General features: G+C 67.6%; 9 protein-coding genes. 4 read left to right on the top strand and 5 right to left on the bottom strand.

The features are described 5' to 3' along the window. Window positions 1–3 precede the first annotated feature (3 nt). The 5 genes from E0E05_RS12760 to E0E05_RS12740 form a co-directional block, all read right to left on the bottom strand. Window positions 4–399 (bottom strand): DUF2306 domain-containing protein, encoded by a 396-nt coding sequence (locus E0E05_RS12760; protein WP_131617059.1) that lies wholly within the window; start codon window positions 397–399, stop codon window positions 4–6. Window positions 400–1,039: 640 nt separating this feature from the next. After that, the gene (locus E0E05_RS12755; protein WP_131617058.1) at window positions 1,040–1,651 is read right to left on the bottom strand and encodes a sarcosine oxidase subunit gamma; all 612 of its coding nucleotides are present in this window, start codon (window positions 1,649–1,651) and stop codon (window positions 1,040–1,042) included. Continuing rightward, window positions 1,644–4,532: a 2Fe-2S iron-sulfur cluster-binding protein gene (locus tag E0E05_RS12750; protein ID WP_131617057.1), complete on the bottom strand. Its 2,889-nt coding sequence runs from the start codon at window positions 4,530–4,532 to the stop codon at window positions 1,644–1,646. The genes E0E05_RS12755 and E0E05_RS12750 overlap by 8 nt, the downstream gene beginning before the upstream one ends. A 232-nt stretch (window positions 4,533–4,764) precedes the next feature. Beyond that, complete coding sequence (locus tag E0E05_RS12745; RefSeq protein WP_131617056.1) at window positions 4,765–5,031, bottom strand: sarcosine oxidase subunit delta; 267 nt, start codon at window positions 5,029–5,031, stop codon at window positions 4,765–4,767. 202 nt (window positions 5,032–5,233) lie between these two features. Further along, window positions 5,234–6,493, bottom strand: coding sequence for a sarcosine oxidase subunit beta family protein (locus E0E05_RS12740; protein WP_131617055.1), 1,260 nt, complete (start codon window positions 6,491–6,493; stop codon window positions 5,234–5,236). A gap of 141 nt (window positions 6,494–6,634) precedes the next feature. On the opposite strand from E0E05_RS12740, the gene E0E05_RS12735 reads away from it, so the two are divergent. From E0E05_RS12735 to E0E05_RS12720, 4 genes are all read left to right on the top strand, one after another. Next, the gene (locus E0E05_RS12735) at window positions 6,635–9,067 is read left to right on the top strand and encodes a mechanosensitive ion channel family protein (RefSeq protein WP_158629364.1); all 2,433 of its coding nucleotides are present in this window, start codon (window positions 6,635–6,637) and stop codon (window positions 9,065–9,067) included. A gap of 30 nt (window positions 9,068–9,097) precedes the next feature. After that, window positions 9,098–9,394 carry a hypothetical protein gene (locus E0E05_RS12730; RefSeq protein WP_244597721.1) on the top strand — a complete coding sequence of 99 codons (297 nt, stop codon included), beginning with the start codon at window positions 9,098–9,100 and terminating at the stop codon, window positions 9,392–9,394. A 163-nt stretch (window positions 9,395–9,557) separates the two neighbouring features. Beyond that, entirely contained in the window at window positions 9,558–11,012 is a 1,455-nt protein-coding gene (locus tag E0E05_RS12725) for a UbiA family prenyltransferase (protein WP_131617053.1), read from the top strand. Beyond that, window positions 11,002–12,363, top strand: a complete 1,362-nt coding sequence (locus E0E05_RS12720; RefSeq protein ID WP_131617052.1) for an FAD-binding oxidoreductase — start codon at window positions 11,002–11,004, stop codon at window positions 12,361–12,363. Before E0E05_RS12725 ends, E0E05_RS12720 begins: the two co-directional genes overlap by 11 nt. Window positions 12,364–12,380: the final 17 nt, after the last annotated feature.

The following is a 12,380-nucleotide window of genomic DNA, read 5'->3' as shown; positions in this document are numbered from 1 at the left end:
CGTTCAGCCGAAGACCACCTCGTGCATCACCCGGCCCGGCCAGAGCGTGAACAGGCCGGTGACGATCAGGGCGAGCGCGTAGAGCTGGATCATCGTCGCGCGGTGGGCCTTCACCCGATGCCGGTGCGCATACCAGGCGCCGAGCGGTGCCGTGACGATGACCAGGATCGACAGCAGGTGGATGGGGCTGAACGGCCCCCAGACCTGCATGGAGTGGATCCAGAAACTGCCGATCGCGATGAACAGCATCAGCGCGACCCAGCCATAGCCGACCACCCGGTGCGCCAGCGTGCCCTTGGGTCCGGCAAGCTGTATCGCGCCCAGCACGATCGCGGCGATGGCGGCGAAGGCGTGCCAGGTGACGATGAAGGGCTGGTCGAGAAGCGGTTGCCAGGACATCGGTTGGTGACCGGGCTAGCACGGACGTCGGGGGTGGAATCAACCCGGTGGTGTGGATCGGGATCGCACCCATCGCAAGGCGGTCGTCTTTTCGCGTGCGTAGGAGCCCAAGGCCATAGCCGATAGTCTGATTGATACACCAAAAGCGTGTATATACTGAAGATACTCTTCCGGAGGTAGAAGAAGGGGGTTCCGATGAAGAGCTTGATCCTTGGTCTCGCGATGGCAGGGCTGCTGCTGCCTTCGCTGGCGAATGCGCATGGCGGCGGATGCCGAAAGAACTCGCCGCCCGGCCAATGCTGCCACATGGACAATCGGACCGGCACCGTTCATTGCCACTAGTGCGCGATCCCTGCGTAAGCGCCTGACATCATCAGGGTTCACTCCGATAGAGAGATCTTGAGGCTGTTGCCGGAGTGGCGAGGCCATTGGCCCCAGTGGTCGGCGCGGTGTCCTTCTCCCCGCAGGCGGGGAGAAGGTGGGCGCGAGCGCAGCGAGCGCTCGGATGAGGGGCCGCGCGTGAGGACGTCATGATCGGCTGGGCACATTCGCCCCTCACCCAACTGCGACCAGCGCTCGCCTTGCTCGCGCGGTCTCGCATCCCTCTCCCCGCAGGCGGGGAGAGGGAGTGGCGCGCCCGTCACTCCACCGCGTAGCCGACTTCCTCGCTCGCTCGCGTCAAGGCGTGCCAGAAGGCGCGGGCGTAGGAGCGGAAGACGATCACGTCGAAGCCATCTTCGCCGACGCGCTGGATCTGCGCGAAGATTTCGTGATGCTTTGTCGCAAGGCCCTTTTGCGGCGGGAAGGCGTCGGGGTGGAAGTCGATGGCGAACAGCTTCGACAGAACCCGGCGCGACTGCTCGCCGTCGACGCGCAGCACCGTGCGGCCGTGGCTCAGATCGACCACCGTGCCATTGTCGCCGACGGCCTTGGTGAGCGCTTCGGGCAGGGCGACGTCCCCGGCGATCACCGTCCAGCGGCCCGGCGCGTGCTGAAAGGCCTGCGCCGTCTCGGCCACCGCATCCTTCGTCTTCGTCACGGCCGCGCCGGAGGCGCGCTTGATGGCGTTGGCGGTCTTCGTCTCGGCGCCCGGCCAGGCGTGCACGTCGCAAATGGCAAGCGCAAAGCGTTCGGTCAGCGTGACCTGCGGGCCATGATCGAGATTGCCGAACGCGCCATTGTCGTAGTGCCCGGCGAGCGGGCTCTCGGCGGCCTCCAGGATCACCGGCGTTGCGACGAACGGTTCAGCCATGCATCCGCTCTCCCTTGGGGTCGACCATGTGGTGGCTGACGATCTCGATGGGGATGTGCGTGCCGGTGCGCACCGGATCGGTCGCAAAAAGGTGCTGGCCGATGCGGTTCGCGCCGCCCTCGACCAGCGCCAGGCCGACATAGGCGTTCATCTCCGGCGAGAACGCCATGGCGGTGAGATGGCCAAGGCTCGGGCCCGGATCGTCCCTGTCGCCGGCGACGACATGGCTGCCGCCCTTGAGCTTTTCGCCCGAGCGCGAGACGACGCCGACCAGCGTCCAGCGGGCATCGTCGGTCAGGCCCTCGCGGTCCATCATCGCCGAGCCGACGAACGGTTTCTTCGACGACAGCATCCAGTCCAGATGCAGATCGCGCGCGGTGGTGCGCCCGTCGATCTCGGCGCCGGTGACATGGCCCTTTTCGATGCGCAGCGTGCCGAGCGCCTCGAGCCCGTAGGGCGCGATGGCGAACGGCTTGCCGGCCTCGAGCAGCGCCTCCCAGACATGGGTGCCGTGATGGGCGCCGCAATAGACCTCGAACGCCATCTCGCCGGAAAAAGACAGCCGGCAGATCATCACCGGCACGCCCGAAATCGCGCCGTGAACGATGCCCATGAAGGGCAGGGCGTCATTGTCGACCGCCGTGCCGGTGACGCAGGCGGCGAGCACATCGCGCGATCTCGGCCCGGCGATCGCCGCGCCGGCCCACTGGTCGGTCACGGAGGTGACGTGGACGCGCAGTTCGGGCCAGTGCACGTCGAGACACAGTTCGAGATGGCTCATCACCCTGCCGGCGTTCGCCGTCGTCGTCGTCATCAGGAAGCGGTCTTCGGCAAGGCGCCAGGTGGTGCCGTCGTCCATCGCGAACCCGTCCTCGCGCAGCATCAGCCCGTAGCGCGCCTTGCCGACCGCGAGCTTGGCGAAACCGTTCGTGTAGACCCGGTTGAGGAACTCGCCCGCGTCCGGTCCCTGTATGTCGATCTTGCCGAGCGTCGACACATCGACAAGGCCGACGCCGGTGCGCACGGTCCTCGCCTCGCGGAAATAGGCCTGTTCGACCGTCTCGCCGGGCCGGTTGTAGCTCTCGGGCCGGTCCCAGTGGCCGGCGGCATACATGCGCGCGCCGTTTTGGGCGTGCCAGTCATGCATCGGCGTCAGGCGATGCGGGAACAGGTCGCCGAACCGCTCGGCGGCGATGGAGCCGAGCGAGGCGGCGGTGTAGGGCGGCCGGAAGCGCGTCGTGCCGACCTCGGGGATGGGCTTGCCGAGCGCGTCGGCCATGATGGCAAGGCCCGGCACGTTCGATGTCTTGCCCTGATCGGTCGCCATGCCGAGGGTGGTGTAGCGCTTGAGATGTTCGACCGACCGGAAGCCCTCGCGATGGGCAAGGCGCACATCGTCGGCCGTCACATCGTGCTGGAAATCGACGAACGCCTTGCCGGGGTGCCTGATCTCGAAGACGGGGGCCGGGGAAGGCGACAGCCCGGCGCCGAAGTCGAGATCGCCCGCCGCCGCGCCGTGCGCCGACCAAGGACCGCGGCTTTCGGGCGGCAGGAAGGCCTGAAGATCATCGTCCCAGACCGGCTTCGCACCGGCCTGGCTGGCCAGATGGACCACCGGCGACCAGCCGCCCGAGACGAGCAGGGCATCGGTCTCGATCTGTTCGGCGCTGCCCGAAAAGCTCTGCGTGTCGTGCCGGTAGCGGGCGACCGACACCGAGGTCAGCCCCCTGGCGCCCTTGGTGCCGATCACGGCGTACCCGGTCAGGAGCCGGCCGCCGGCCCTGTCGGCCAGCGCGCGGGCGGCGTCGCCGATCTCGGCGCGCAGGTCGACGATCGCGCGGATGTTGGCGCCGGCCTCGCGCAGCGCGAGAGCTGTCGCATAGGCGCTGTCATTGTTGGTGAAGACCGTCAGGTGCCGGCCCGGCAGCACGCCGAAAGCGGCCGCATAGCGTCGGGCGGCGTCGGCGAGCATGACGCCCGGCCGGTCGTTGCCGGCAAAGACGATCGGCCGTTCCAGCGCGCCCGTGGCGAGCGCGACATGGCCCGCCCGGATGGTCCATGTCCGCTGGCGCGCGGCGCCTTCGGGCGCGGTGCGCAGATGGTCGGTCACGCGCTCGGTGGCGGCCAGCGTGTTGCCGTCATAGAAGCCCCAGACGGTGGTGCGCGGCAGCAAGGTTACCTGCGGATGCGATTGAAGCAGATCGACCATCCGCCTGATTTCGGATTCGTTTTTGGCGTCCGCGCCGCCGCCCCAGTGCGGCTCGATCTCGCAGACGATGACGCGCTTGCCGGCTTCGGCCTGTTCAACGGCCTTGTGAAGTCCGGCCATGCCGCCGCCGACGACGAGGACGTCGCAGAAGGCGTTCATCCGCTCGTAGCGGCTCTGGTCGGGCGCGGTGCCGGGGCGGCCGAGACCGGCCGCGCGGCGGATGAAGCGTTCGCAGACCATCCAGAACCGTGTGCCCTTCAGCGGGCCGATCACCGGGCCCATGAAGGTCTTGTAGTAGAACCCCGCCGCCAGCGCCTTGCCGCCGAGCTGGTTGACCGCCATCAGGTCGGTGTCGAGCGACGGCCAGCGGTTCTGGCTCTCGACGGCCAGCCCGTCGAAGATCTCGATCTCGGTGGCGCGCACGTTCGGCTCGCGCACGCCGTCGGTCGTGACCGTGAACAGCGCGGACGGTTCGTCGACGCCGAACGCCATCAGACCGCGCGGGCGGTGATACTTGAACGACCGGCCCATGACGCGCACGCCATTGGCCAGAAGCGCCGAGGCGAGCGTGTCGCCGGCGAGCCCGAAATGCTGGCGCCCGTCGACCGTGAAGGCGACCGTGTCTGAGCGGTCGATGCGGGCGCCGCCGTGCGGGAGGCGATAGCCGGTCATCGGGTGGCTCCGTTCGCCGGGGTCGAAGGTGGTTTGCATGGTCGGGCCCGGCGGGTGCACCCCCACCCCATACCCCTCCCCCGCACGCGTGGGAAGGGGGACCTGGGCGCCATCGCCGGTCGTCGGTTCTCGTGCCTGGCCCGAGCATTGCAGGAGGCGCGCCATGTGGAGGTCCCCCCTCCCACGCGTTCGGGGGAGGGGTGACGGGTGGGGGCACCTGTTGCTGTACCCGTCATGACTTGCTCCCCACCATCTCCACCGCGCCGATCGCGTGGGTCACCGTGTTGCGGACGACGCGCAGGTGCCGGCGGCAGCCGCCGGCATGCTGCCAGATCTCGGCATGCTCGCCGGCCGGGTTGGCGCGGTCATAGGCATAGGCGTTCCATGCCGCCTGATCGGTCGAGGCAGGATCGGGACGGGCGGCGAGATTGTCGGCATCGCCGCAATAGGCAAATTCGGATAGATCGCGCGGGCCGCAGAACGGGCAGGGGATGATCATCTTTCGCGCCCCATTTGTCCCGATGGCAGCGGCCCCTCACCCTTACCCTCTCCCCGCATGCGGGGAGAGGGAGAGTTGGAGATCGCGTCCCGGAGACAGAACTTCATCCCGATTTCTGTCCCGTAAGGCATAGCAGTCTGCGCCACCCTCTCCCCGCGCGCGGGGAGAGGGTAAGGGTGAGGGGCGGAGCCAGACCAAATCCTCAATGCTTCCACGGCGTCGCTCCCTGGCCCTTTTCGTCGATGACATAGCCGCGGTGGAACCGGTCGAGCGTGAAGGCGGCATTGTGCTCGTGCGGCTCGTCCCTTGCGATCGTGTGGGCGAAGCACCAGCCCGACGCCGGCGTCGCCTTGAAGCCGCCATAACACCAGCCCGCGTTCAGATAGAGCCCGGGCACCGGCCCTTTCGTGATGATCGGCGAGCCGTCCATCGACATGTCCATGATCCCGCCCCATGAGCGCAGGAGGCGCAGCTTGGCGAAGGCGGGGAAAAGTTCCAGCACCTCGCTCATCACGTCCTCGACGATCGGCAGGTTGCCGCGCTGGGCATAGGAATTGTAGCCGTCGATATCGCCGCCGAAGACGAGCGAACCCTTGTCGGACTGGGAAATGTAGAGATGGCCGCCGCCGAAGGTGACGACCGTGTCGAGGCACGGCTTGACGCTTTCGGTGACGAAGGCCTGCAGCACGTGGCTTTCGATCGGCAGCCGCTCGATGCCGGCCAGCGCCATCACGCGGTTGGTCGAGCCGGCGACGGCGACGCCGATCTTGCCGGCGCTGATCCGCCCGCGCGTCGTCTCAACGCCGGTGACCTGATCGCCGTCGCGCACGAAGCCGGTCACCTCGCAGTTCTCGATGATGTCGACGCCGCGCCGGTCGGCGCCGCGCGCATAGCCCCAGGCGACCGCATCGTGCCGGGCGGTGCCGGCGCGCGGCTGCTCGAGTCCGCCGAGCACCGGAAAGCGCGTGTTGCCCGACACGTTCAGCGCCGGCACGCGGCGCCTGAGTTCGGGCGGACGGACGAAGCGCGCGTCGACGCCCTGAAGGATCATCGAGTTGCCGCGCCGCGCGGCCTCGTCCTCCTGGCCCGGGGTGTGGAACAGGTTGATGATGCCGCGCTGGGAGAACATCACATTGTAGTTGAGTTCGTGGCTGAGGTTCTCCCACAGCTTCATCGAGTGCTCGTAGAAGGGCACGTTGCCGGTCAGCATGTAGTTGGAGCGCACGATGGTGGTGTTGCGGCCGATGTTGCCCGAGCCGAGCCAGCCCTTCTCCAGCACGGCCACGTTGCGGATGCCGAACTCGCTGGCCAGATAGTAGGCGGTCGCCAGCCCGTGGCCGCCGCCGCCGATGATGACGACGTCGTAGCGCGTCTTCGGTTCGGGCTTGCGCCAGGCCGGCTTCCAGTTCTCGTTGCCCGTCAGGGCGTTCCTGACGATCGCAAGGGCAGAATAGTCCGCCATGATCCCTCTCTGTTGCCGGCACAGATTGCACCGCCCGCGACCGCCGGCATGACTCAAAACCGGCGCGGATGGACGTTTCCGCGACGCGCGATCGGCGTCAAGCCGTCTTTCGCAGGGCGTCGAATATGCTATGGCATCGCCATGCTGGTCGTCCGCCTCATTCTTCTGCTCGTGGTCCTGTGTGTTGGTGCCGTGCCGGCGGCGGCGCAGCAGATCGGTCCGGACGACGAGAATCGCGTGATGCTTCTGGCCCGCGACGTCGAGCGGCTGGTCAACGATATCGACGAGAGCCTTGACGACGACGCCCGGCTCGCCGAGATCGCCACGGAACTGGCTGCCCTGCAGGATGCGTTGCTGGCCGCCGGCGTCGACATCACGCCGCGCCTTGGCACGGTGCGCTCACGGCTCGACCAGATCGGCCCCGTGCCGCCCGAAAGCGAGCCGCCCGAGCCGCAGACGCTGATCGCCGAACGCGAGGCGCTGACCGAAGAGCGGGCTCTGATCAACACGCTGATCGCGCGGCTCGAGGGCGAATCGATCGCCGCCCGCAACGCCATCGAGCGCATCACCGAACGGCGTCGGGAGCTCTTCACCGAGACCCTTTCGCGCCGCTTCGAGATCACCCAGGCGTTCGGCCCCGAACTGGTCGACGATCTGGCCGATCGGGCGCTCGCGCTGGAACGGCGCATCGTCTCCTGGGCGAGCTTCACCTGGCGCACCAAATCGCAGATCGTGCTCGCCGCGGCGATCGCGCTGATCGCGCTGGCGATCGCCTTCTGGTGGATCCTGCGCCGCACGGTGGCCACCTGGATCGCCCGGCCCGAGGGAGAGGAACCGCCGACCGCGTTCGCGCGGATCACCAATGCCTTCTGGTACACGCTGATCCCGACGCTGGCGCTGTGGGCGTTCCTGGCGTTCGCGCTGGGCGGGCTCGACACGGCCGGCCTGCTGCGACCGGACATCTTCGCCATCCTGTCGCGGCTGCTGCTCGGCGTCGCGGCGATCCTGCTGGTGTGGCGGCTGGCCGAAGCGGTGCTCGCGCCGGCAAAGCCCAACTGGCGGCTGATCGTTGTGACCGACGGGGCGGCGCGGTCCCTTAAGGCCTTTGCGGTCGCCATGGCCGTCGTCACGGTGGCCGACATCCTCGTCGCCCAGATCAGCGACATCGTCGGCACGTCGCTGCCGATCACCATCGCCCGCAGCCTGATCGTCAGCCTTGCGGTCGGGGTGCTGCTCATCGTGATCGCGTTCATCCGGCCGCGCCCGCCCGAACATGACGAGGAGAACGCCGAGCTCGGCCCGCCGCGGCCCTGGCCGGGCTGGATCAAGTGGCCGCTGGTCGCGCTCGGCGCCATGCTGATCCTCGCCGCGCTCGCCGGCTATATCGGCTTTGCCCGGTTCGCGGCGCAGCAGATCGTCATCACCGGCGCGGTGCTGGCGACGATCTATCTGGGCTATCGCACCGCGCAGGCGATCGCCACGGACCACGCATTCGCCGAATCGCGCATGGGAACGGCCATTTCCAGCCGGCTGTCGCTGTCGGAAACGGCGGTCGACCAGATCGGCCTGGCGCTCGGCATCGCGCTGACGATCATCGTGTTCCTGATCGGCCTGCCGGTGCTGGCGCTGCTGTGGGGCTTCCAGTGGCCCGAGATCCGCGCGGTCGGCCAGCGTCTGTTCACCGACATTCCGGTCGGTTCGATCTCGATCTCGCTGACCTCGATCTTCGTGGGGATCGCGCTGTTCTTTGTCGGCTATTTCATGACGCGCCGGTTCCAGAACTGGCTCGACGGCAAGGTGCTCGAGCGCAGCCGCGTCGAGCAGGGGCTGCGCAACTCGATCAAGACCGCGATCGGCTATCTCGGAATCGCGATCGCCGCGCTGATCGGCATTTCGGCCGCCGGCTTCGATCTAAGCCAGCTCGCGCTGGTCGCCGGCGCGCTGTCGCTGGGCATTGGCTTCGGACTGCAGAACATCGTGTCCAACTTCGTCTCCGGCCTGATCCTGCTGGCCGAGCGGCCGTTCAAGACCGGCGACATCATCGAGGCGGGCGGCTTCACCGGTACGGTCACCAACATCTCCGTGCGCGCCACCGAGATTCAGCTGTTCGACCGCAAGACGCTGATCCTGCCCAATTCGGACCTGATCAATTCGCCGGTCTCCAACTGGATGCACCGCAACACGCTCGGCCGCGTGATCATCCCGATCGGCGTCTCCTATGCGAGCGATCCGCAACAGGTGCACGACATGCTGCTGGAGATCGCCGCCGACCATCCGCGCATTCTGGGCAATCCCGAACCGTTCGTCTCGTTCGACGATTTCGGCGCATCCTCGCTCGACTTCACGCTCTATGCCTATCTGGCCGACATCGGCTTCGGCCTGACGGTGCGCACCGAACTGCGCATGGCGATCGTCGAGCGGTTCCGGGCGGCGGGGATCGAGATTCCGTTCCCGCAGCGCGACGTCAATCTGCGCATGGTCCATCCGGAAACCGACACGCTGCCGGTGACGCCGCAGACCGAGGGCTTCGGCGAGATCGAGACCAGCGACGCGCGGCGCATCGAGGAAGATTGAGTGCGGGCCATGAACGCTCTAGGCTGGGCCATGACCGGGTTGCGCGCCAGAACGGCCTCGCTGATCGGCCTCGTTGGCCTGTGCTCTCTTGCGGGCCTGCAGGCAACGTCGGCGCACGCCGCCTCGGTGACCAACCAGAACGGCGAGCCGCACACGCTGGCGGTGACCGAGGACGGGGTCAAATCCGAACTCGTCGTCGGCGCCGGCGAAACGCTGACATTCTGCCTGACGGGCTGCTTCATCACCCTGCCGAACGGCGACCGGGCGGCCCTGGCGGGCCCCGAAAGCGTCGAACTGGTCGGCGACGGGGCGATCATCAACCGGTGAAGCCGCGCATGCGCGGCATTTGAGACAAATGCCGCCGCCCGCATTCACGACCGGCTAACCATCGCCGCCGATTGCGCCGTGCAAACCGTCCGTTAACCGCCGCCGTTCACCGCTTTTCCCGCCCATCTCAGCTAGTCTGACCCCCTGTTGGAAGGGTGAAGGCATGGACGCACGGGTCGAGGATACAGCCATTGCGCTCGCCGTCGATCTCGACGGCACGCTCATTTCGGGGGATCTGCTCTGGGAATGCGTGTTCCTGCTGGTGCGCGCAAATCCGCTCTATGCGCTGATGCTGCCGGTCTGGCTGCTCTCGGGCAAGGCGCGCTTCAAGCACGAGGTGTTCAGCCGGGTCGAGATCGATCCGGCGTGCCTGGGTTACCGTCCCGAGGTGATCGCCTTCCTCGAGGAGGAAAAGCGCAAGGGCCGCACGATCGTGCTGGCGACGGCGAGCGCCCAGGACAAGGCCAACCAGATCGCCCGGCACCTTGGCCTGTTCGACCGCGTCGTCGGCTCGACCGTTGATCGCAACCTGAAATCGGACGCCAAGCGCGCGCGGCTTCTGGCCGACCATGGCGATGCCGGGTTCGACTATGTCGGCAACAGCCGCGACGATGTGGCGATCTTCGAGGCGGCGCGGCGCGCCTATGTGGTCGCGCCGGACCGCGACGCGCGCAACTGGGCCGACGCCCATGGCGGCGCGATCCTGTTCGATCACGGCCAGACGAGCCTGAGCGATCTGGCGCGCATGCTGCGCGTGCACCAGTGGGCCAAGAACGTGCTGATCGCGGTGCCCGCCGTTCTGGCGCACACGATCTTCGCGCCGGTCACGATGCTGCAGCTTGCCGGCGCCTTCTTCGCGTTTTCGTTCCTCGCCTCGGCCGTCTACATCTTCAACGATCTGTTCGACCTGTCGATGGACCGTGCCCATCCGACCAAGCGGCACCGGCCGCTCGCGGCCGGCCGCATCGATCCGCCGACGGCGATCAAGGTCGCGTTCGGGCTGATCTCCTTTTCGGTGCTGCTGGCGCTGATGCTGCCGTGGGAGTTCGGCGTGGTCCTCGGCCTCTACTTCGTCGTCACCAGCGCCTATTCGCTGAAGATCAAGCGGTGGCTGCTGCTCGACGTGCTGACGCTGGCGGGCCTTTACACCGTGCGCATCATCGCCGGCATGGCCGCGGTCAGCGCCGAGCCGTCCTACTGGCTGCTGGCCTTTTCGGTGTTCTTCTTCCTGTCGCTGGCGCTGGTCAAACGCTATGTCGAACTCGACAAGGCGACGATCTCGGAAAAGCAGCGCCTGACCGGCCGCGGCTACCGGCCCGAGGACAAGGAAGTGATCGCCCAGGCGGGCATGGCGTCCGGCTTTTCGGCGATCGTCGTTCTGGCGCTTTATCTCGACAGCGCCGCCGTCTACTCGCTCTACGACCAGCCCTGGATGATCTGGCCGATCTGTCCGCTGGTGCTCTACCTGATCATGCGCATTTGGATCCTGGCGCGGCGCGGCGAGTTCAACGACGATCCGGTCGTCTTCATCGCCACCGACTGGCGCAGCCAGATCATGATCGCCTTCGGCGCCGCGCTGATGTTCGGGGCGGGGATGGTCGAATTCAATGCCCTTTGAGCATGAAAGCTTCGGCCGGGTGAACCGGAAGTCGCGGGCGGCACTTGCGGGCCGCCATGCGCTTGCGGGCATCGCCGAAGCCGCGCCCGCCTCGCTGCTGCCGTTCGGCAATGGCCGGTCCTATGGCGACAGCTGCCACAACGATGCCGGGCGGCTCGCCGACATGCGCGGGCTCGACCGGATCGTCGCCTTCGATCCGGACACGGGCCTGCTCGAGGCCGAGGCCGGCGTGATGCTGCACGCGATCATCGATCATTGCGCGCCGCACGGCTTCTTCCTGCCGGTGACGCCGGGCACCCGCTTCGTCACGCTGGGCGGGGCGGTCGCCAACGATGTGCACGGCAAGAACCACCACGCGCGCGGCACCTTCGGCTGCCATGTCGAGAGCCTCGAACTGGTCCGCTCGGACGGCCGGCACCGGCTGTCGCGGACCGAGAACCCGGCGCTGTTCGCCGCCACGATCGGCGGGATGGGGCTGACCGGCATCATCACGCGGGTGCGGCTGAAGATGATGAAGGTCGGCGCGCTCGACGTGATCGAGCGCCTGACGCCGTTCGCCACGCTCGGCGACTATTTCGACCGTGCCGGGACGGCCGACGCGGCCAACGAATATGCCGTCGCCTGGCTCGACCAGTTGCACGGCGGGCGCGGTGTCCTGATGGCGGCCAACCACGCCGAGGGTGGCGGGTTCGGCACCGGGTCGCACCGTCCGCGCCTGTCGGTGCCGTTCGAACTGCCCGTTTCGGCGCTGAACGGGCTCAGCCTGCGCGCCTTCAATGCGGCCTTCCATGCGGCCAAGGTCAGCAAGGCCGGCGCCGACCGGCGCACATCCTGGCAGAGCTACTTCTACCCGCTCGACGCGGTCGGTCACTGGAACCGCCTTTACGGGCCGGCCGGCCTGTTCCAGCACCAGGGCGCGATCCCGTTCGAGACCGCGCGCGAGGCGATCCCGGCGATGCTCGCCGCGTCGAAAAAGGCCGGGCAGGCCTCGTTCCTGACCGTGCTGAAGCGGTTCGGCACGATCGTTTCGCCGGGCCTGATGAGCTTTCCGCGTCCCGGCTACACGCTGACGCTCGACTTTCCGAACCGGGGCCGTTCCACGCGCGCGCTTCTGGAAACGCTCGATGCGATCACCGTCGAGGCCGGCGGCCGGGTCAATCCCTACAAGGATGCGCGGATGAGCGCGGCGACGTTCGCGGCCTCGTTCCCACACTGGGCCGAACTGGAGGCGCTGCGCGATCCGGCCATCTGCTCGGATTTGTGGCGGCGCACGGCGCTCGGCCTGCCCGGTGCGGCGGTTGGTTCAAATGCCGGCGGTTCGCTTCAGCGAAAGTCAACGGAACTGTCCTAGGACGAGACTGAAAGGGC

Source organism: Roseitalea porphyridii (assembly GCF_004331955.1).
Classification (GTDB): domain Bacteria; phylum Pseudomonadota; class Alphaproteobacteria; order Rhizobiales; family Rhizobiaceae; genus Roseitalea; species Roseitalea porphyridii.
The sequence above is the reverse complement of the archived record's forward strand: the minus strand, read 5'-3'. Positions and strand labels throughout refer to the sequence as shown.

Excerpts from the sequence above, each read along its gene's own strand:
- E0E05_RS12760 (WP_131617059.1), bottom strand. The coding sequence starts at position 399 with ATGTCCTGGCAACCGCTTCTCGACCAGCCCTTCATCGTCACCTGGCAC.
- E0E05_RS12755 (WP_131617058.1), bottom strand. The coding sequence starts at position 1,651 with ATGGCTGAACCGTTCGTCGCAACGCCGGTGATCCTGGAGGCCGCCGAG.
- E0E05_RS12750 (WP_131617057.1), bottom strand. The coding sequence starts at position 4,532 with ATGACCGGCTATCGCCTCCCGCACGGCGGCGCCCGCATCGACCGCTCA.
- E0E05_RS12745 (WP_131617056.1), bottom strand. The coding sequence starts at position 5,031 with ATGATCATCCCCTGCCCGTTCTGCGGCCCGCGCGATCTATCCGAATTT.
- E0E05_RS12740 (WP_131617055.1), bottom strand. The coding sequence starts at position 6,493 with ATGGCGGACTATTCTGCCCTTGCGATCGTCAGGAACGCCCTGACGGGC.
- E0E05_RS12735 (WP_158629364.1), top strand. The coding sequence starts at position 6,635 with ATGCTGGTCGTCCGCCTCATTCTTCTGCTCGTGGTCCTGTGTGTTGGT.
- E0E05_RS12730 (WP_244597721.1), top strand. The coding sequence starts at position 9,098 with ATGACCGGGTTGCGCGCCAGAACGGCCTCGCTGATCGGCCTCGTTGGC.
- E0E05_RS12725 (WP_131617053.1), top strand. The coding sequence starts at position 9,558 with ATGGACGCACGGGTCGAGGATACAGCCATTGCGCTCGCCGTCGATCTC.
- E0E05_RS12720 (WP_131617052.1), top strand. The coding sequence starts at position 11,002 with ATGCCCTTTGAGCATGAAAGCTTCGGCCGGGTGAACCGGAAGTCGCGG.